Below are 20,819 nucleotides of genomic sequence, written 5' to 3'. Positions count from 1 at the left end.
GATAAGCACCATCCAATTTTACTCTAATAGATTTTTTGGGGGCTACCCGCTACTAAGCCCGCTGTTGCAAAAACCTTTCAGCCAAACCTCTTCTCCAAGCAAGGTGCCCCTGTATTCTAGCTCTCTCGCTCTCAGCAGCTCCATCCACTGCAACATCAGGCACTCTATCAACACATTGATTTAACTCTTCAGGAGTACACGCCTGAATTAATCTTAACGCTTCATCGAACTTGAGGCTAAGATACCCAGGGTCAAGCTCTTCCATTCTTTGCAACAACTCGATCATGGTTGTCCTGCAAGAGTATTGCGCATAATGCTTCCATGATTTTTTCATAACCCTTTGCAGCAATTGCTCTTTTGATACAGATGAACGCAATTTACTTCCGCCGCGATAGAAAATCATACCCCAATCAATACCCACAAACTCTGGCCTTTGCTTCTCATCAGGATCACGCTTAATCAAATAATTCCCTGCTTTTAAACAGTCTTCATCGGCTAAAAGCAAAAGTCGCAGAAAATAAAGCAGCGCAGGATCACCGCCTGCTTTGAAATAATCCCTTGGGAGCACACGGGCACTTGGAGGTCTAGCGCGAGACGCCTGTTCGATTTCACTAATAAGTCGTTCAAAATCAACCCCTTCACAAGGGCTAACGTCTTTTACTGCCAACTCTGGATGCACAACCTGACCGTCTTGCATCTCGCAATACACTCTCGCACGATACCACCTCTCAGCTCCCTCCTCACCCTCTGAAAGTTTACCTAGCACCAGCTGCATTAATCGAGCACCAGCCTCTTCCCGAAAATATAAATTAGTCTTTGAATAAAAATACAAACTTTTTTGCAAATAAAAATCAGATCTATCACCTGAACAAAAGTAAGACAATGCCCGATAAAACAGACTCTGCATAATCCTTTTTATTTCTGTTGCCAATGAAGAGAGATGAACTGATTTTAAAAACCAAATATCACGCCTAGCCACGCCAGGAGAGGGTAAACTCTCTGCCCTGGTCTCTCGGCCATCCTTTCTTTTATCGCAAAATATGCCTGTCACCGTACCTTCACTTTCCACTTGACGCTCAGGCAACGGTGAGAAAAGCCCAACAGTTTCATCTTCTGGGTTATCAAACATTTGTCCAACAACTTCAGAATGACGTGCAAAATGCTGATAATCCTGCGCAGAAACCCTGACATCCCGATTTCCAAAATTAGCAGTCTGCAACTCACGATCTTCTTGCCTTACATCTCGAATGCAAGGAAAATAACAAAACATACAACCGAAAGCATTTCCAATCATTACTGCCCACCCAAATAAAGCTTTATATGAGTAAGACAGCACCACATTTCTAAAGTTTCATCGAAAAGCACAACATTTTGCTAATAATCAGCCACCTTTTTATAACAAATACTGAAAACACCTACCACCAGCAAGAAATTGAAGCCATCCCCTGCCCGCCATTGACTTTAATTGAGCCCAGATCATCTTCCCCCATTCCTCCTAACCAAAAAACAGGAATAACAGCCTTATCAGTGATTGCCCGAGCCAATGTTTTCCCAAGGTTTTTTGCATATGGATGACTAGCCGTCTGATGAACGGGTGATAAGGTAGCAAAAGAGCAGCCAATCGCTGCAGCCCAAGCCAACTCAATATCAGAATGACAGGAAGCAGCCAGAAGCTTATCACCGCAATACTGCCATCCCTTGCTACGGAGTCGTTGCAACTGGTCAGCCGTTAAGTGGATACCATCAACCCAATCCTCCAACAAGAGAGACACATCCCCCTTCAACATCAGCGTGCTACCCGACTCCCTACACACACCTGCCATAATCTCAGCAAGCGCCATATATGCATCAGACTCAAGCCAAGGCGCCCTGAACTGAACCAATCTAAGCCCTAATGCCATGGCAGAATGCAATCGCCGGAATAGTTCTTCCTCTGTAGCAAATACCCCTGTTACCAGATACTTATCCGGTAAACGTGCGGCAGCTACTATAGGATTATTCGCGGCCGGAAACTCATAATGAGTGAGGTTTTCGCGCTTAACCCAACGCACCTCCTGCCCCTCACAACCATAAGGCTCACCAGCAAACCCAGTTACCCTCCACACATCAAGAAGCACATTTTTATCAGGATACTCATGATGGATTCTAATCAACGGAGAACTGTCAACTACTAAAATACCAAGCTCTTCCTTTAATTCCCGAGACAATGCCTCATGGACAGATTCTCCAGCTACGAGTTTCCCTCCAGGGAATTCCCAAAGCCCGCCCTGATGCTTATCATCAGGCCTCATGGCAAGAAGAATATGGTCATCACCACGCTCAATGACCGCAGCTGCCACATGTACTATCTGATTAACCATTTGTAATGGAATACCCACTTATCGGTGAAAAATATCGAGCGATTGACTTGAGTCAGCATAGCTCCTTCCCCACAGCGACTATCAAACAGCACGAGCAACTACAATCGATAGCACAACAGGCAAAAAGCATTGTGCGTAAAAGTATTATGTGCGGTATTCGGCATTGAAGATTATATAATTCTTCATTTTAATAACCTTGTTGAATATCAACAACTTACGCTAACAAAAACAGGGGGAATTGTAACAGATTTCCCCTGTTTTACCCTGAAATCCCCCTCAAACTGTCCCTGAATTGTCCTTAAATGTCGATATGGCTGACCAATATGACAGTCAATATGGCTCTCTTTGTTACCTCATTTTGCCAATCCGGCTACCCTTTTACCGGCATCAATACAGTATCGATAACATTACGCATCACTTTTTCAGTCAGCGCAGTCGACAGTCACTGCCAGCATCCCTGACACCCCTGAACTGTTCGCACGCAATGAAGTCAAAATTTGATTGCCCACCTCAAATGACAACACTTTCTATTTTCCAGATTCGTCCGGATGTGCTGGCCATAGTCATCGCCTGACGGTAACAGCGCCCGTCGCGAGGAGGGTGGATAACAGTGGCTGACAGTTTGGTTTTGTGAGGAGAATAGCGTGCTATTTGACGAACAAAAGCGGACTGTCAGACCTGTTTGCCACCACCGCAGCAGGGTAGTCTGTTACCGCTCAGGCGTGCAGGCCTGGCATCCGAACCATGGCAGAGCCATGGTACTGCCGGAACATGGCTCTGCAACCTGTCATGAGTAGAATGATATCTAATGCAACACAGCAGTGATGATATTTAAAAGTTCAGAACACAGGGAGCCGGCACCTACTAAATCATCAGCACAACCCGTCCTTTTGACATGAGTCAAAATCCTACTTATAACAAGACTCTATTATCCGCGCCGCTAACAGGCTCTGGTCAGGGATGACCGGTCGTTATCCCGTTTCATGGAACCACAGGCGAAACGCCCGCCCATGCGGGGGATTTTTATTCGTCCGACTCCGTTAAACATTCATTAGCGATCGTGATCAGACCGTTGTTACCATCATCGTCACACGGAACATTCAGAATAATGGAAATGTGTTAGCAACACTGGCGTCCAGCCCGATTAACGTAACACCTGCGGCATAACACCGCAGGTTTGAACCAACCCATTTGAACACTATCAGAAACTGTTTCTCAAAAGCTGCCGTACATCCCGGTTCATGGGCAGGCGGTAATCCATGGAGGCGATAACCAGGTTGGTGCCAGCATCAATCAGCCGGGTATTAATATACAGATACTCTGTGCCAACAGCATAGGTGCCGACCGCCACAGCCTGCGCCTCATGAAAATTACTGATATGGCGCAACTCCCTGGACAACATAAACTCACCGGCACCGGCGTTAATGAAAATCCGGTCACGCATTTTCAGCTCAATCACCCGGTAGCCAGCATCGGCCAAGCCCGTAGCCACCTGCTCACCAACAATACGTCCGAGGGTTGAGGAGGATTCCAGACTGTCAATGCTAACAAAACTGGTAGCGATCACTGATGCACCAGGCGGCAGTGCTACCCCCGCTTTCCTGACCAGCTCACTGGCGGCGAAATGGCTGTTACTGATCAGGTTGGAACCCGACGTCTGACTGTTGATACTCTGGCATCCGGCCAGTAACGTCAGCAACAGTACAGACCCGGCAAGTTTTGCAATAAGACGATACATGATAAAAACCTCCCGCTCCTTACTCACTACCATTGGTCAACTGGAAGGTTTTCCCTCCACGGTTTCCCCCCATATAGTGGGACGCCGAGTGGTCAGTGATGTAATAGACGCCCGTCTCTGAAAACAACACTTGACCACGATCGGTGACACGGGTGGTGATTGCAAGCTCGGTACGGGTTCTGGAGGGTTGCAGTCGGGCGACATCCGCTCCAACCGCCATGACCGCTGCGGCATCGCCGGCCAGACCATCAATAAGGTAATACGTGGCAGTGGCGGCGGTAAACAGCCAGGGATACTCCCCATCACGATCCGAGGGCTGCCTGACAGTTTCGACATCGTAGCTGATAGCGAGTGCGTTATCAGGATGCTCGGACACCCTTGCACCGGATGCCAGAAGCGCACTGGTCATCATGTCGGCAAACACACGCCCGAAGACGCCTTGCCGCCCCTCGCTGTCAATATAAAAAGGCTGATCAGAATTACCGGCAGAGGTGGTGATTTTACCGGCAAGATGGCTGGCGATCGTCTGCCAGTGCTGGGTTGCCTGAATTTTTTCCTGCGCCTGGTGACTGATGCCGGTTGCCGGCGGAACAGGATTGCATCCGGCCATTACTGCCAAAGCCGCCCCCAGACAGAAGGATCCTGCAATATTTTTCATTGTAATCCTTTATTGTTATTGCACGTATAAGCATGGTTTGCGGGGCTAACTCTGATCGAAGCGGTTGTATCATGTCCATGCGGTCAGAATGACTTTCAATGAAAATGGCAAAATTCGACGCTTAACGTCATATCAACCATAGATAAACCAGCACCAACAACCAGGGCAGCATCCAAAGCAGTCCCATCCCGAAGACTTTCAGAAATGAACGCCTTTCACTTCCGGGTCTGTCGCAGCCACCAGAATCCGACGACGATGACCGGAAGGCATCTTCCAGCTCACTGACCGTCATCCGGCTCAAACTTTTTCGTCGACAATTAAAAACGGCGTTACGAACCAAACGTTGCAATCGTGAGGCCCGGAGCCCTATCTGCCCCCGACTCTTCTCCAGCGATGGACACAGGCCGGAGACCCCCATTTCATCCAGGCCTTTCAATCGTTGTTTATTCGAGCACTTGCGTCGATATGTCTGACCTGCCCTGTTTGAATTGCCTGAATGTGTTTCGCTCTTCTGAAACCGATGTACCTCTCCCACGGTTAACCTCCTGTGTACCGTTGACTATGTCCTTCCCACTCATCCATATGACTGATGACTTTGGTTGAGTGCTTCGACATGGCAGAGCCGGGGAAGTTCCTGTCATCGCATTCAGGGGAGAAACACATTGAAAACGTGCATGAGGTACCCGGTGACGGAGTGGTTTCTACAAGATGTTATTTACTGAATTATTGGGTGAGTCAGGCGATAAGCGCCCGAACAGGAAGGTGCCAGAATGCAGACGCGAAAAGTCCGATTGATGGATTTGAACAGCAACCAGGTGGAGAATCCTTAGGTTTCCTGTGCCGTTTCTCCCTGCTGCCGCCTTAGGATAAGGTACTCGTCGCGAGTTTCATATACCGGTATGACACAGGTGGCAAGAAACCCCTTGGCTCCCCGTTCCATCAGGAATTGCACGGTCTGAGCCGCCTTCAGGGTTTTGAACCCTTCCATCTGGATCACACTGTAATGAATGAAAATGTCTTCCTGATGGGATTCCGACATGGGATCTATAAACCCCAAACCCTTGGCATTACTGAACCATTTGACAGTACCGGTCAGGTATTCCATTGCCTGCTGTTCCTGTTGCTTTTTTGAACAGGATACCGAGTCATGTCGGGAAAATGCAAGACCGGCTCAAGAACAGCGTCTTCACAGCGAAGACGCCTGTCGTTTCAGAGTCACACCAGGTTAATGGTTAACCGCTTCCTTAAGCGTCTTGCCGGCTTTGAAGGTGGGAATTCTGGCCGCTGCAATCTGAATCGGCTGTCCGGTTTGCGGGTTGCGGCCGGTGCGGGCGGCACGCTCATTAATGCTGAAAGTACCAAAGCCTGTCAGTTGAATCGCGTCGCCTTTGGCCAGGGCCTCCTGAATATTTTCAAGGGTCGCCTTGAGTGCACGCTCCGCCTGGGCCTTGGACAAATCAGCTTGCTTGGCCAGCAATTCAACCAGTTGTGCCTTGTTCATGGATATTCCTCTCAATGCTGTGTTTCGTTGCCGGTATATGATTGTGATTGATTCCGGCGGTGAAAGACTAAGCCAGACCAATTTATGAACTCAAGCGTTAACCGATGTTTTCAGGCTGATTTATACACAAACCAGCTGTTAACATGAACGAATACTGTCGCCAATCCTGCCATGAGCCCCAATGTACGAAACCCACACCACGAATCCCGCATCAGAGCGCACCCATGACCACCAGCCAGTTATACGACTGGATGGCAGTATAGAACGGGTTACCTTTCACAGTGAGGAGAGCGGCTTCTTTGTTATCCGCGTCCAGTGCAAGGGACAGCGAGACCTGGTGACCATGACTGGCAGTACACCATCGGTGACACCCGGTGAGTTTGTTGAAACGGCCGGTATATGGATCAATGATCCCAAGCATGGCGTACAGTTCAAGGTTCAGCACATCAAGACTGTGACGCCGACCACCCTGGAAGGCATTGAGAAATACCTGGGTTCCGGCATGGTCAAGGGGATTGGGCCGCACTTTGCCAAACGGCTGGTCAAAGCATTCGGCGAGGCGGTCTTCGACATCATTGAAGAAACCCCGGACCGGCTGACGGAGCTGGAGGGTATCGGTAAAAAACGACGGGAGAAGATTACCTCCGCCTGGTCGGAACAGAAGGTTGTCAGGGAGATCATGGTTTTTCTCCAGTCCCATGGTGTGGGCACGGCCCGTGCCGTCCGTATCTACAAAACCTATGGAGACCAGGCCGTCACCAAGGTTCAGGAGAACCCTTACCGGCTGGCGCTGGATATACACGGCATCGGTTTCAAAACAGCGGACCAGCTGGCCATGCAGCTGGGCATTGACCGGGTTTCCCTCATTCGCGCCCAGGCCGGTGTCCGCCATGTGTTGCAGGAGTATTCCGGCGAAGGGCATTGCGCCCAGGCTTTTCAATCGCTGGTGGACGCCTCGGTCAAACTGCTGGAGATTCCGGAAGCCACCATCAAGCAGGCCATCCAGATGGAAATGGATGAAGAACGCCTGACACCCGAGACTATCAATGGAGAACCCTGCCTGTTTCTTACACCCTTGCATCGTGCAGAACAGGGCGTGGCCAATCATGTGCTTCGTTTGTCGCAGGGGGAATCAGACTGGGCAGCTATTGACCTGGACAAGGCCATCCCGTGGGTGGAGGCGAAAAACAATATCCAGCTGTCGTCTTCGCAAAAAGAGGCTGTAGCGCTGGCCGTGCAGAAGAAATTCTGCATTATTACCGGTGGTCCGGGCGTGGGCAAAACAACGGTGGTGAACAGCATCCTGAAAATCATCGCCGCCAAACGCGCCCACGTCACACTCTGTGCACCCACGGGACGTGCAGCCAAGCGGTTGTCGGAATCCACCGGCCAGGAAGCCACTACCATTCACCGGCTGCTGGAGTTTGATCCCAAGGCCTTCGATTTCAAGCGTAACGCCGACAATCCGCTGGAAACCGACCTGCTGGTCGTGGATGAATCCTCCATGGTCGATATTGTGCTGATGAACCAGCTGCTCAGGGCGGTGCCTGACAACGCTGCGGCGTTACTGGTGGGCGATGTGGATCAGCTGCCCTCCGTAGGGCCTGGCTCGGTACTCAGCGACCTGATCGATTCCGGCAGTGTGCCGGTGGCGCGGTTGACAGAAATTTTCCGGCAGGCGGCAACCTCGCAGATCATCACTGGCGCCCACGCTATCAATCGTGGGCAGTCGCCCAAGCCGACCAGCAAAGGCGAAGAGACGGATTTCTATTACCTGACAGGGGAAGAGCCAGAGGAACTCTTCAGCAAACTGATGACCGTGGTGACCCGGCGATTGCCGGAACGGTTTGGTTTTGATTCGGTGAAGGACATTCAGGTGCTTGCGCCTATGAACCGGGGAGGTCTCGGGGCAAGAAGTCTGAATGTGGCGCTTCAGGAGGCACTAAACGCCGACGCCCATCCCAAGGTGACCCGGTTTGGCTGGACTTTTGCGCCGGGCGATAAGGTGATCCAGACCGTTAACAACTATGACAAGGAGGTATTCAATGGCGACATCGGTACCGTGACCGCCATTGATGTGGAAGAAGGGGAACTGATGATCCGCTTTGACGAGCGCGAGGTGAATTACCAGGTCAGTGAGCTGGATGAAGTCTCCCTCGCTTACGCTACGACCATCCATAAAAGCCAGGGATCGGAATACCCCTGTGTTGTCATTCCGATGGCCATGCAGCACTATACGCTGCTGGAACGCAACCTGCTCTATACAGGCGTCACCCGCGGCAAACAGCTGGTGGTGTTGATCGGCCAGCCCAAGGCCGTGGGCATGGCGGCTAGAAATCGAAAATCCACACGACGGTTGACCAACCTGCAGGCAAGAATCCGCGCAACGTAATCACTCCAATGGGCAAAATGCAGTGACACATTACGCCAAACCTGTCTCCGACTTCCTGACACTCAATGAATTTTCTATAGACGACAGAATTGACTATTACACCATGGGGATCAATGGCCGTCATCAAATCGCCAACACCCTGCTAGCTTAAAATATGTGAAAATTGAGCTTGGGCTACGCCATCCCGGGAACACATGGGTGACGCCGTCCCTTTTTTGCTGACCTCAGGGAATCCATGAATCGCCTGTCTGACGAAGATGAACTGGAAGCCATTGGCAGAATGATGAGGGGACAAAGAATGAAGGCGGTGAAGAACCATCCGATCAGGATGTGATGGACATCCAACATCGTGATACGATTCTCATGAATAAAAACAAAGGTTGTATTTTGATTTATGGACGAAAAACTATTAAAAAAATACCTTGAGTATGCTGGCTCTGAAGAAGCTATTGCTGTCTTGTTTGTCAAAAAACATCTTCAGAAAGCAAAGGGTCACTGGGTCGATATTTCTGACTGTCGAAGGTATGAAATGTCAGACGATGATTTGCATTTCAGATATGTTTATGGATCCTTATATCAAAGAAATCTGAAGCCAAAGTATCCGCCAAAATCAAATTTCACTTTTAATGGTAAGTTGAATGAGCGTGAGTATTATTTGGCAATCCGAGCAATCACTTGGGAAACAGCACACCAAGATATAGAACAGCAGAAGCAAAAGAGAATCAAGGGTATAAGGTTTAAGATTTCTGGCGTAAGCTATGACAAAAATCGTAAGAACCAAAATTTTTTCCGCGATGATGCACCGCAAAAGATAAAAGCATTAGCAAAAAATCTGAATGACCGTACTCATCCACTCTGGGACAGTGCATTGAAGTATGCTAACAGGCCAGAGTTTGTCTACAAGATAAAGAATATCCAATTAGGTTAACCAGCGTATACCCAAAAATCCCAGGGACTACATCTGCGATGCAGCCCCTGAATTTGGCGGTGCATGGTTGGTGACATCAATGCCGACAGTCAACGCTATCAAGGTTGGCAGAAACGCTCCCTGCTCTTGCTGGAGCGGTAAAAAGCACAAGAAATGCTGTCTGAGCTGAAGTCAACAACCGGTCTGCAGTACAGCCATCGTTTTGATTTACCAAAACCGTCTCACATCATTCACGTGCATTCAAACCGTAACCGGAAGGTCAGAAACACTGACCAATATCAAAAAAACCACCGGCTCTTTTAAGTAAAGTGCGCGCCGTGCCTGCCCACGGCAACGGTTCTACGGAATGGTCTGTTGCTCCTAATCTGGCAATGTACGGATTGCTCCCGCCCCAGGGACGCAAGAAGAACAAGCAGGCAGTAAAGCATCATGATTGTCTCGGCCCCGCTAGTGCGGGGTTTTGTTTTTCCGCCTCTTCCCGCAACGCACCACCCGGCACTCAGGCCTTTGCCCCTTATGGGAACCCTTCCGCCATTACGTTATCCGACATGACAGGAGTCATCGTTTATACGGTTGCAATAAAACCCGTAGGCTGCATAAGGATATTGCCATGAGTGAATTGATTCTGACCATTGAGCCCGGCCTGTACAGGAAAGCGCAGAAATATGCAGAGGAACAGGGCCAGAGCCTCACCCAGCTTGTAGAGAACCACCTGAAACATCTGATCGCCCGATGGTCGGAACCATCACTCGACACGCCTAATTCCCGGGATGAAGACATGATGGCAGATCTCGACCAGTATGCCCGTCGCCTTATGAAAGACCACTTGTAACGGCGATGCAGGCCTACCCATCAGTAGTCTTGACAGCTTTCTGGGTAGCGAAATAAAGCGGTAGCCAGCCCCCCCGTTTCGCTCACCTTACCGACTGACTGTCGTTACCCTCAGTCTTTTAGCGCATATGAGCCGTCTGGATTGCGTATTGCTACATGTGAGATATGTATAAAGTGCAGGGGAGGTTTCAGGCAAAGACTGATATTCTCAATCGAACTTATTGATCTCCCTGTACATGGTGCTTCAGGCGTTGTAGATGGAAAAGTTCGAAAGCCCCACTATGCAGCCAGACGAGCAAAATCTGGATGATTTACAAAGGGCGATGGAAAGTCAGACAAGATTGGCTGCCTATTACACCGCTGTTGGCAATAAACGTATGGCTGAGTATTGGGCGTGTAAGACCAGGGTGACTCAATGCCATTTAGAACAGATAAATATGTTTATTGAAGCCTGCAAGGATTTGTAATTACACCCCACACAGACATCGGCGTATTGAGTCGCTTTGCAAAAATAGTTTTCCGGCGGGATTGATTCAGGCCGGTCACTGATAAAAATACGCCTCGTTTTCGGGGCACGACTCATCAGGGAAAACCACATACAGACGGAAACCAGAGTGACGGCTCGGGAAAATGACATAACGGGATACCGTCACATGGCGTTTGCTCACACTTCGCCAGAACGGCACGGATATGATGCGATCAAGGGTCAGCTTTGCGCGGGTTACCTGTCAGCAACCTCATGATATTCAGAATCAGCTCATCATCCGCCATCCGGATAATTTTGCCGTATAGTCCGAACAGTTCGGCTTCCTTCAAAACATGGAGATGTATCGCAATGGCCGCATCCCGTTCATTCATCAAAAAGAAATTATCCGAAAAGGCATTGCGCCTGCCAGCCAGCATCAGCCACAGGAACTGTTCAAAATGACCGAGTGAGAAACAATGGATGTACCAGGCCGCAAAGCACTCATAGGGCGACGACAGTGAGGCCGCATTCATCCCTGCCATATGCGCTTCCATGGTTTGCCGTGTTGTACCAATCCTGACCATTCCCCGGCGCCCCTTGTGCGTCAGCAGGTACACCCAGCCAGAATCTTTTTTGTTGCTCATAGCCATTCTTCCTCCATGGCTTAGGCAACGAAAATAGTCATAAATTCCCCGCTATCCGTTTTTCCATGACCGGAGACCATTCCGTCTCATTGAACTGATAAACTGCTTGTCATCACTACACGTTCATAACAATCAGGCATCACAGCGACCAACCATGGCAGCACAATACGGCCAGACCTGGTGGGGCCAGCAATGGCTTTCCGCCTTCAACGGGATTGATTTCAGTAACCGCCTGCCAAGAGGGCGCCGCTATGCGGGCAATGGTTCGGTGTCGGAGATCACGATCAACGGCACAACCGTTACCGCACGTGTTCAGGGACGTCGCATAAGGCCTTACAAGGTATCCGTCAGGCTCGATGAATTTTCCGTTCAGGCACAGAAAACAATTCTTGAGTCCGTCAGCGAGAACCCGGCTGTACTGTCACGGTTGCTCAACCGCCAGCTGCCAGAGCAGACACTGGCGCTCATGACCCGCAACAAAATTGCCATCTTTCCACGCAACTGGAACGACATGAAGGCCAGCTGTTCCTGCCCGGACTGGGCCATGCCCTGCAAGCATATCGCGGCAGTGATCTACCTGATTGCCAACGAGATCGATAAAAACCCGTTCCTGGTGTTCCAGCTGCACGGGATGGATCTGATCAAGGCCCTGGAACAGCAATCCGGGGTCGCCATCTCGGGCATGGATGCCCCGCCGGCATACCTGGATCACTGGCACAAAGCGCCCGTCGTGAAAGACTGGCAACTGCCGGAACAGCCCGTATTGGATAACCTCGACCTGACCACCATTGAGCCGCTGGAAGAACGCCTGTTTGGCATTCTCACGGCAAAGCCCCTCTTTTATTCAAAAGACTTCCGGCAGGTCATGGCTGGCATCTACAAACGGGCCGCGAAGGTTGCCGCGGCCTTTGACAGCGATGCTGCGGACACCGTCACCACCGAACTCACTGATTTCGACCGGCTTTCGCTGGTGATCAACGACAACAGCGCGTTCATCACTATCGAAAGCGAAGGTAATGCCTCGATACCTGCTGACGCTATCGCCTGGCACCAGCGCCTGAAAAGCCTGCATACTGAACAGCGGCCTGATGCGGTTCAACACTACCATCACGCCCTCATGTGGCAGTTACTCTACCGACTGGCAATCCGCCTGGTCACCCGTCAGGCCTACGTGCCTGCGGTGTATGAACAAGGCCAGCAGGGCACCGTCGTTCTCTGGCGTCCCGCCCTGCTGAGTGCGCCGGTCAAAGCGTTACTGAAACCACTATATGCCGTCTGCCCACCTGACCTGGTGGTTCTGGAGCATACCTCTGAACGCCACAACAAACCGGTTCGCTATTATGCCGACGGCAAAACCCAGGTGGATGCCGCCCTGCACAACATCATCAGCTATTTCACCCTGGAAGCGCTGGCACAGTCACCGGGCAGGCTGGCCGCAGAATCCATTCCACAGCTGTTTTTCAGTAACACGCCGACACTGTTCGACAGTTTTGAAACCGCTGAATACCCGAAAGTGATCCGCCACTGGCTGAATCGGCTTTATTTGGGCGAGCGCACCCACCAGATACACCTGTTGGTGGAAGAACAGGTTGATGACCGGCTCTCCATCACCCTGCAGGTGGAGCACAAGGGGCAACTACAACCGTTTGAGCAGCTTTTTTCCAACAGGGCGCTGTCAGAAACCAAGGTCAGCGTATTGGCTGACCTTGCCCTGCTGGCCGAGTACCTGCCGGATATTGATCGGCTCTACAGCACACCAGACACTGAAACGCCCCTTCTCTACACGCTGGAAGCCTTCACCCCGATCTTTCTGAAAACCCTGCCTGCGCTGAAAATGCTGGGCATCCGGCTGGTGCTGCCAAAAAGCCTGCGCAACCTGGCCTACCCGAAACTCAACCTGTCCATCCGGGACAGCGGCAGCAACGAACCGGTCAGCTACCTCAACCTTGACCAGCTGCTGCAGTTTGACTGGCAGGTGGCCATCGGTGACAAGCGGGTGTCAGCGGAGGAATTCCTGCAGCTGGTGCAGGGCAGTGCCGGACTGGTCAGACTGCTGGACCAGTATGTCATGCTGGACGATACCCGACTGAAAGATCTGCTAAAGAAACTGAACGGCCTGCCCGAGTCACTCTCCCGTGTCCAGCTGCTCAAGGCCGGCCTCTCCGGTGAACTGGATGGCGCCACTGTCGATCTGGATGACAGCGCCAAGGCCCTGTTCGACCAGCTGCTCCGGGGAGAACCCACCCCACTGCCACAGGGGCTGGCAGCACAGTTGCGGCCCTATCAGCAACGCGGTTATGAATGGATGGCGCAGAACGCCCGCATCGGTTTCGGATCGCTGCTGGCCGACGACATGGGTCTGGGCAAGACCCTGCAGGTCATCACCCTGCTGCTGCACCAGAAAGAGAGCGGCCAGCTTGAGCGACACAAAGGGCTGGTCATCGCCCCCACCTCACTGCTCACCAACTGGCGCAAGGAAATTGAACGGTTTGCACCCGACCTGAAAGTACAGGTTTACCACGGCAGCCAGCGGGAACTGAAGTCAGACGACCATGACATTGTTCTGACCAGCTACGGTCTGGTGCGCTCAGACGCCGCCCGTCTTGGCAAGGCCCGCTGGCGAACCGTGGTCATTGATGAGGCCCAGAACATCAAGAATCCGGGCAGTCAGCAGACGAAAGCCATCAAGCAACTGAAGTCGGACATCCGCATCGGCCTGAGCGGCACCCCCGTGGAGAACCGCCTGCGGGAATACTGGAGCCTGTTCGACTTTTCCAACAAAGGCTACCTGGGCACCCAGAAGAAATTCCAGGATGAGTTTGCCGCGCCTATTGAGAAGGACCGCGACCGGGACTGCCTGGAGCGATTCCGTAAAATTACGGCGCCGTTTATCCTGCGTCGCCTGAAAACCGACCAGAGCATCATCAGCGACCTGCCCGCCAAGGTGGAAAGCAACCGCTACTGCAACCTGAGCCCACAGCAGGCCTCCCTGTACCAGAACACTGTCGACAACATCATGGAGGAGCTGGCATCCAGTGAAGAAGGCATTGAACGACGGGGAATTATTTTCAAACTGCTCAACGCCCTGAAACAGATCTGCAACACGCCGGCCCAGTTCATGGGGCAGAATGAAGCGGTTGTCGCCGAATCCGGCAAGCTTGCCACCTTTCTGGAAATTTGTCGCGAAGCCATGGAAGCCGGTGAGAAAATACTGGTCTTCACCCAGTACACCACCATGGGGGACCTGCTGGTCAAGAGTCTCAGCAGGGAGCTGGCTGTCGACGCCTCCTTCCTGCATGGCGGGCTGGCAAGGACAAAGCGGGACAAACTGGTGGAGGACTTCCAGAACAACCCGCGTTCACGAATGATGATCCTGTCCCTCAAGGCCGGCGGCACCGGCCTGAACCTGACGGCGGCCAGCCAGGTGATTCACTACGATCTCTGGTGGAACCCCGCCGTGGAAGCCCAGGCCACCGACCGGGCCTACCGTATTGGCCAGAAGAAAAATGTTCAGGTACACAGGCTGATTACCGAGAACACCTTTGAGGAGAAAATCGACGCCATGATCCAGAGTAAGAAAGAACTGGCAGATCTGACANACTGATGCCGGGGCCGCCTGTCGGCCCTAACATAATTCAGCAAGATAGATGTGATCACTGATGCCAGGGATTTGCACTTAGGAAACATATCAGCTTCTTTTTCACTAATAGAAATATATATGTTGCTTTTTGAGGGTATCGTATTAAATCACACGAAAAGCAACATATGAATTGCTTTCGAGCGACTACAATTTGCACTGAGAGTCCATATTGATCCACTTAGCGGACATTATTGTGACACTTCGCTGGATCAATACTTCCATTCATACAACGTCGCAAATACAAGGAACCAGCCGCTAGTTCATCACTGACATTCCCGCACCCGTTCCGGATGCGCCAGCCATTGGCATAACCGGCCTTCCTGACCATAGCGACGTGAAATGGCCAGCGCCTTGTGTGGGTAACGTTCGGCCAACCGCTGCAGACTGTGATTGAGGGTTTCCTGTGTATTTTCGCTGAGCCAGTTAGGGTAATGCAGGCCCAGCGTGGCACTGTTTTCCAGCACACGCTCCTCCCAGGGGCCGAGCCGGTCCGCCTCCAGAAGTGCCTTTTCAAAATCCTGATTGATCTGTGACTGCTGCGCCATGGCCATGGCATAGTCAGACCAGGCATAAGGCCACGCAGGGCGGAGTGCGATGGCGTCCCGCCAGGCACCGAGCAGCGGGGTCTTGCCGTCTGTTGTATCCATCAGGCCATACTGCTGCCCCCAGTCCAGCACACGGGCTTTCAGCACCCACTGTTCCGGCGCATCAGGCAGTAATTCTATTGCCCGCCTTGCACCATTCAGGGCAACCTCGTAATCCTTTGAGCGCAGCGAGAATTCATCAGGTTGCTTCGCCTGCTTCTCCCGCCAGAAATCCAGGTAGGCTTCTGTCTGGTTATTGTACGCGCCGGCCTGTACCAGCTTTCTGGCCTCATTGGCGGCAAAGCCGAGCAGGGTCAACCCAGCCACCACAACGATCAGCATGCGAAACCGGATGTTTGAGAAAGCTTTCATACCTCTGCTCCAAACAGGGATTCGGTCAATTGCCGCGGAAGTGTATCGGTCAGCAGATCCCTGACACCGACCCCATACCACTCCTGCAACGTATCGGCGGCCGCTTTCATGGCCGGTGGTCGCCTGACAGCATGGTGGGCATCGGATGCGACAAACTGCACCAGCTCACGATCCAGCAGCCAGCGGGCGGTATCTTGTGCCTGTCCGCCGAAGTGCCCCGCAACGGAGCCTGCTGTCAGCTGGAATAACGCACCGCGCTCAACCAGCTTCAAGCTTCGCTCCGGGTAGCGCATCAGCTCCTTGTTACGCTCAGGGTGCGCAATGACCGGGCGGACATTCTGGCGCTGCAGCCACGCCAGAAGGTTATCCAGCCCCACCGGAACCTGCTGGTGCGGCATTTCCAGCAGCACACTGTCACTGCCTTGCCACTGCCCAACCAGGGGCACCCTGCCCCGACGCAGCTGTACCATGAATTCATCGCTGACCCGCACTTCAGCCGCCATGGCCAGCCGCAGCGGAATCGACGCCTGGCTGGCAGCCTGTTGCAGGGCGGCAAAGGCGGGACGGATGGTATCGATATCGTTGTCATAGCGCCCGGCATGCATATGGGGGGTGCACACCACCTGCGTGATGCCGTCAGCAACCGCCAGGCGAAGGAGGTCCAGGGCGTCGGCCATTTCGGCAGCCCCGTCATCAATGCCGGGAATGATATGGTTATGGATATCGATCATGGAGGGAACAGCAGCCTTCAGTCAGGAAAAACCGGTAGCGAAGATTACCGGTTCCTGACGTAAAGCGAAACAGCAAAAAGACAGAGCGAACAATGCTGTCAGAAAAACAACACTCCGCAAAAATGATGTGAGGGGAAGGGAAATCCAGGGCGCTCGCTGAGCTAAAACTTATAGAGACGTTGAAGATGCAGTACGTTCACAGGGAAGTTAATCATGCAGTTTATTTCCGAACGATATCGTCAGCGAGCGGCCACGGTTGCGTGGCTGCTGTTTACCCTGACAGTGACACCCGCCCGGGCGATCAACAGTGATTACAGCAACTGCCGCCACGACGACCGCTATATTCTCGGTAATCATGAAACCGTCACCCGGCTGGATCAGCATTCGGTCAGACTGACCAGCCTGATTGACTCCGGTTCAACAATCTCCTCCATGGACGCCCACGACATTGATGTCAAAACCCATACCAACGGCAGCCGCTGGGTCTACTTCAATGTACCGAACACTAACGAGAACCATGATGTCATGATCAAGATGGTCAAGCCGCTGGTGCGCTATGCCTGGATCCAGACCCACAGTGGAAAACCCCAGAAACGCCCGGTCATTCGCGCCACCATCCAACTGGGACCACTGACATTACCCACCGAGTTCAGCCTGATCCGGCGCTCGCCCTTCAAGGAACGCCTGCTGCTCGGCAAGAACACCCTGGAGGGCGTTGCACTCATCGATATAGGGGGAGAAAACCTGCTTTCAAAAAATTGCGAGCTGGTGTCACGGTAGACTCTACTGCGTGCGCCTATCCTTGCTCTCCTGCACAGGACAGCGCGGCGTCAATCAGTTGCATTGACAACAGTAAAACCCATAAAACCCCGAGCCATTACCGGGCTCAAGCTGGCTATAACGATGTTCCCCCAACAGCTAAAGCGCGTTGCAAACTGGTAGAAGCAGGTCATTTCTGCCGGTGCCAGATGTCAAATTGACTCGCCATCAGGGGAAACAGCCTTTCCACCTCAGACATTACCCATTCAAGCTGCATGGCTTGCCGATCGCAGATCCACAATTTACGACCAGTCACATGGGCAAGGTGTTGTGTTGGCTATTGGTCATTCATTGCTTATGTCCCACCTTGTTATCACTCAGTCGAACACCGGTGTTACGAGCCTCGTTGTGAATAGCCTCCCTGTCACGTCCCCGGCGGTAAATGACCAGATCTATCTTCTGGTCGCCGATCTTTATCTTAATGTCCACCAGGGCTTGTAGTTTTGCCTCTATCACTGCATCCGGGGCCTGCAAGCTGGTTTCCAGATAAAGGTCAATATCACCCCCACGCTGCATGTCATACGCCCTGGAACCAAAAAGCCAGACCTCTGTATCTGCACCAAAATAATGCTGCAGCACCTGGCAAATAATGGCCGCATGTTCGTCGGTTATTCTCATGGTTTCATTCATCCAACCCTCGCCGGGAATGTCTCTACAAAGCAATCATCAACCGATATTTTTCCCTGTCCGGAAACAGTGTGCAGTAAAATCGACTAACGAATATTGCGGAATTTGTACAGAACAGTGTGGACCGGAAAAAATCCCCGGACAGTGTACAGATAAAGGGCGGAATACCTAACCGCCTAAACACCGGTAGTTGATCTTAGCGACACTGAAATACGAACTACAACAGCCCTTTATTTTCCTCATATACCCTATTGATCTGGGCACTGATCTCTTTAATCCTCATAGTTTTCACTCCCAGTTCTTTGCCGCGATCTGACCACCCTGCCAGCACATCGCAAATCATCTGCAAATCCTTCTGAGCCTCCTTCCACGATGCATAGTTGGCATAGGAAGCCAGCTTCTGAACCGTTTTCAACGGAGGTTTGGAACCATACCCACCAAATGCCATGGAGTGTTCATTGCAAGGGGTCGGGCTGAAGGTAACATCGTACATTGGCGACGGCTGCCATTGCCCGGAGTCTGACATCAGGAACGACCAGTTTTTTGTATGATCATCCTGATTAACGGCAAACAGGTTAAACATAGCCCTCAGGAACTGCACCCGACCCACTGCCGGGCTTTGGCACAGTATCTGGCTGGCCTTAATGAGGTCCTCATAATCCATGGACGGCTGACGAAAATCAGCATCAAGCAAACCACACAAGGTCTGCATATGCTTGCGACCAGAAGACACCCCCTCTACACAATCAAATCGCTTTACGGCCAACCAGGTATGTCCACTTTCCTGAGGGAAGAGCCTGTGCTCCGGCACATCAATACCACACTGCGTGGCCATATCCAGCCAAGCCGCCTCACACAGCCCTTCATCATGCCCCAAGGCCAGCTTTGAAGACGTGAATTTAACCAACCAGGGCTGACTTTTTGCCCCATTCTCAGCAGTGAATACCTGCTCCGGATTTTCAGGGTCAAAATAGATCAATGCCTTCGGTCTGGCACCACCGGATCCACCGGCATTGGCCAGCGCCTGGAGTACCTCATCCGTCTGTCCATCAAAAACCAAAGCAGCCTGTTCACCTAGCGTGGCCATCTCAGTCAGGCCTTCTTCACTTCCACTATCCATAGCGGGGGTGTAGTGCAATGCCCCCGTTCCGCGCCTGCCGATATAGGCCAGACGATCCATTGGGGTAATGCTGTGAGGCGATATTCCCCGCTGCCGGAAGACCCGATCCATCAGTAGCATGCCCCAGCCATCTGGAAGGGAATCAGAAAACAGCCCGTGCAAACCGCCATGGGGAGTCTTAGGCGCCTTTGTCAGACTGTTATCAAATGGCAAGCTAAAGGGAGAAAGACTCTGCCAGCACTCAAGATAAGATGGATCATATTGAAAGAACGTCCCCTGTTGGTTCTGCGCCAACTCACCGACCAGAGTATCGCCCCCATCAGACAGACGACGCCAAACCTGCAGGTGTCGAACATTTGCTCTGTTCATGCTCAACTCCTGAGGACATCATTGATTGAACGAGGCTGGGATTGTATTAATTTATCCTCTGCCTGTTTCGCAAGATCAACAAAAGAGCCAAGATCCGCAACCGACTGCCACAACAAAAGAAATTGCCGCAGGGAGATCTGCCCTGTCGTCTCAAATTTTTTGATTGTCGGCTCAGGAACCGTGCTCATTTCTGCGAGCGCCTTGCGGGAAAGCTTTTTAGTTTTTCTCAACAATCTGACCGAATCAGCCAAACGCTGTTGAATATCAGGCGCAGTTACCAAAGAGAGAAGAGCCATCACTCATCCAAACTCAACACTATATAGATATAATAGTATCTATAAATGGACAATAATCAAATATATAGACACTATTATATCCATATAGTTCAATGAATGTACTAGTTGAGGGTACTATGTCGCAAAGCATGACACGCTCAGAGCTATACCGCGCCCTTTGGTCAAAAACGAGAAAGGCCCTGGCAGAAGAATGGGAGCTTCCTGCATCCATCATTACAGAAGTTGCTAAATCAGCAGATATCCCCCTGCCTCCGCCAGGTTATTGGACCCTCGTAGAATTAGGAAAGGATTTCACCATTTCCCTTCTGGAGGGGAATATTCAGGAGGTGATCACACAGCCTCCTGCGCTATTTCAAAGACCGAAAGTGGCCTATACAAATACCAGCGAAAAGCAATCAGCGCATGAATGCTGTAACCATTGATGACGTCACTATCACATTCACAATTTCAGAGCAGCGAAAGCAGGTAAAAACAAAAAGTGACTCCTATTGGAGGGAGTGGGAATACAGCTATGGATCAACGGTAAGTACTCAAAAACCGGTACATAAGGCGATTTTACGTTCTGCCGCCTAAGCTCATCCCCATGTTCACACTACCGCCTGAAGATCAGTCGCCCAACCTGCTTGAGTTTATAGCTCAACAGCAGGAGCAGATTGTTCGGCTTCAGGAGCTTGTTATTCAACAACAGGCACGGATAGAAACCCTCGAAAACGAGATTACGCGCCTGAAGAATCTCAGTGCAA

22 protein-coding genes are annotated in these 20,819 nt (G+C 51.6%); 9 read left to right on the top strand and 13 right to left on the bottom strand.

All coding sequences use genetic code 11. The annotated features are described in order from the left end of the window. Positions 1-52: 52 nt before the first annotated feature. From ABD892_RS03445 to ABD892_RS03415, 7 genes are all read right to left on the bottom strand, one after another. Entirely contained in the window at positions 53-1,294 is a 1,242-nt protein-coding gene (locus ABD892_RS03445) for a hypothetical protein (RefSeq protein WP_345193877.1), read from the bottom strand. Between the two features lie 121 nt (positions 1,295-1,415). Next, positions 1,416-2,360, bottom strand: a complete 945-nt coding sequence (locus ABD892_RS03440) for a Nudix family hydrolase (protein ID WP_345193875.1) — start codon at positions 2,358-2,360, stop codon at positions 1,416-1,418. Between the two features lie 1,201 nt (positions 2,361-3,561). Beyond that, positions 3,562-4,098 (bottom strand): FlgO family outer membrane protein, encoded by a 537-nt coding sequence (locus ABD892_RS03435; protein ID WP_345193873.1) that lies wholly within the window; start codon positions 4,096-4,098, stop codon positions 3,562-3,564. Between the two features lie 19 nt (positions 4,099-4,117). Then, positions 4,118-4,756: a hypothetical protein gene (locus tag ABD892_RS03430; RefSeq protein ID WP_345193871.1), complete on the bottom strand. Its 639-nt coding sequence runs from the start codon at positions 4,754-4,756 to the stop codon at positions 4,118-4,120. A 127-nt stretch (positions 4,757-4,883) separates the two neighbouring features. After that, positions 4,884-5,291 carry a hypothetical protein gene (locus ABD892_RS03425; protein ID WP_345193868.1) on the bottom strand — a complete coding sequence of 136 codons (408 nt, stop codon included), beginning with the start codon at positions 5,289-5,291 and terminating at the stop codon, positions 4,884-4,886. Between the two features lie 291 nt (positions 5,292-5,582). Next, entirely contained in the window at positions 5,583-5,861 is a 279-nt protein-coding gene (locus ABD892_RS03420) for a cold shock domain-containing protein (RefSeq protein ID WP_345193866.1), read from the bottom strand. Positions 5,862-5,981: 120 nt separating this feature from the next. Further along, on the bottom strand, positions 5,982-6,257 hold the full coding sequence (locus ABD892_RS03415) for an HU family DNA-binding protein (protein ID WP_345193864.1): 276 nt from the start codon (positions 6,255-6,257) through the stop codon (positions 5,982-5,984). A 181-nt stretch (positions 6,258-6,438) separates the two neighbouring features. On the opposite strand from ABD892_RS03415, the gene recD2 reads away from it, so the two are divergent. The 6 genes from recD2 (at position 6,439) to ABD892_RS03390 (ending at position 10,875) form a co-directional block, all read left to right on the top strand. Then, entirely contained in the window at positions 6,439-8,649 is a 2,211-nt protein-coding gene (gene recD2, locus ABD892_RS03410; RefSeq protein WP_345193862.1) for an SF1B family DNA helicase RecD2, read from the top strand. 22 nt (positions 8,650-8,671) lie between these two features. Then, a complete protein-coding gene (locus ABD892_RS03405; RefSeq protein ID WP_345193858.1) occupies positions 8,672-8,800 on the top strand; it encodes a hypothetical protein in 129 nt (42 codons plus the stop codon). A 243-nt stretch (positions 8,801-9,043) separates the two neighbouring features. Further along, entirely contained in the window at positions 9,044-9,577 is a 534-nt protein-coding gene (locus ABD892_RS03400) for a hypothetical protein (protein WP_345193856.1), read from the top strand. A gap of 79 nt (positions 9,578-9,656) precedes the next feature. Continuing rightward, positions 9,657-9,746 carry an SEC-C metal-binding domain-containing protein gene (locus tag ABD892_RS27035; RefSeq protein WP_425559160.1) on the top strand — a complete coding sequence of 30 codons (90 nt, stop codon included), beginning with the start codon at positions 9,657-9,659 and terminating at the stop codon, positions 9,744-9,746. 441 nt (positions 9,747-10,187) lie between these two features. Next, a complete protein-coding gene (locus ABD892_RS03395; protein WP_345193854.1) occupies positions 10,188-10,409 on the top strand; it encodes a DUF6364 family protein in 222 nt (73 codons plus the stop codon). Between the two features lie 256 nt (positions 10,410-10,665). Next, on the top strand, positions 10,666-10,875 hold the full coding sequence (locus tag ABD892_RS03390; RefSeq protein ID WP_345193852.1) for a hypothetical protein: 210 nt from the start codon (positions 10,666-10,668) through the stop codon (positions 10,873-10,875). 232 nt (positions 10,876-11,107) lie between these two features. Here the strand turns inward: ABD892_RS03390 and ABD892_RS03385 are convergent, their stop codons facing one another. Continuing rightward, a complete protein-coding gene (locus ABD892_RS03385; RefSeq protein ID WP_345193850.1) occupies positions 11,108-11,518 on the bottom strand; it encodes a hypothetical protein in 411 nt (136 codons plus the stop codon). A gap of 154 nt (positions 11,519-11,672) precedes the next feature. On the opposite strand from ABD892_RS03385, the gene ABD892_RS03380 reads away from it, so the two are divergent. Beyond that, positions 11,673-15,122: an SNF2-related protein gene (locus ABD892_RS03380; RefSeq protein WP_345193848.1), complete on the top strand. Its 3,450-nt coding sequence runs from the start codon at positions 11,673-11,675 to the stop codon at positions 15,120-15,122. A gap of 299 nt (positions 15,123-15,421) precedes the next feature. Here the strand turns inward: ABD892_RS03380 and ABD892_RS03375 are convergent, their stop codons facing one another. Next, positions 15,422-16,114, bottom strand: coding sequence for a hypothetical protein (locus tag ABD892_RS03375; RefSeq protein ID WP_345193846.1), 693 nt, complete (start codon positions 16,112-16,114; stop codon positions 15,422-15,424). Then, a complete protein-coding gene (locus tag ABD892_RS03370; protein ID WP_345193844.1) occupies positions 16,111-16,845 on the bottom strand; it encodes a tyrosine-protein phosphatase in 735 nt (244 codons plus the stop codon). Before ABD892_RS03370 ends, ABD892_RS03375 begins: the two co-directional genes overlap by 4 nt. A gap of 213 nt (positions 16,846-17,058) precedes the next feature. On the opposite strand from ABD892_RS03370, the gene ABD892_RS03365 reads away from it, so the two are divergent. Next, a complete protein-coding gene (locus ABD892_RS03365; protein ID WP_345193842.1) occupies positions 17,059-17,625 on the top strand; it encodes a putative ATP-dependent zinc protease in 567 nt (188 codons plus the stop codon). Between the two features lie 327 nt (positions 17,626-17,952). Here ABD892_RS03365 and ABD892_RS03360 read toward each other — a convergent pair whose 3' ends face one another. From ABD892_RS03360 to ABD892_RS03350, 3 genes are all read right to left on the bottom strand, one after another. After that, entirely contained in the window at positions 17,953-18,282 is a 330-nt protein-coding gene (locus ABD892_RS03360) for a nucleotidyltransferase domain-containing protein (protein ID WP_345193840.1), read from the bottom strand. A 226-nt stretch (positions 18,283-18,508) separates the two neighbouring features. Beyond that, positions 18,509-19,780: a type II toxin-antitoxin system HipA family toxin gene (locus tag ABD892_RS03355; protein ID WP_345193838.1), complete on the bottom strand. Its 1,272-nt coding sequence runs from the start codon at positions 19,778-19,780 to the stop codon at positions 18,509-18,511. A gap of 2 nt (positions 19,781-19,782) precedes the next feature. Continuing rightward, a complete protein-coding gene (locus ABD892_RS03350) occupies positions 19,783-20,076 on the bottom strand; it encodes a transcriptional regulator (RefSeq protein ID WP_345193836.1) in 294 nt (97 codons plus the stop codon). Between the two features lie 116 nt (positions 20,077-20,192). On the opposite strand from ABD892_RS03350, the gene ABD892_RS03345 reads away from it, so the two are divergent. After that, positions 20,193-20,498 (top strand): hypothetical protein, encoded by a 306-nt coding sequence (locus ABD892_RS03345; protein WP_345193834.1) that lies wholly within the window; start codon positions 20,193-20,195, stop codon positions 20,496-20,498. Positions 20,499-20,819 lie beyond the last annotated feature (321 nt).

This window comes from Kistimonas scapharcae, from assembly GCF_039540975.1.
GTDB classification, from domain to species: domain Bacteria; phylum Pseudomonadota; class Gammaproteobacteria; order Pseudomonadales; family Endozoicomonadaceae; genus Kistimonas; species Kistimonas scapharcae.
The sequence above is the reverse complement of the archived record's forward strand: the minus strand, read 5'-3'. Positions and strand labels throughout refer to the sequence as shown.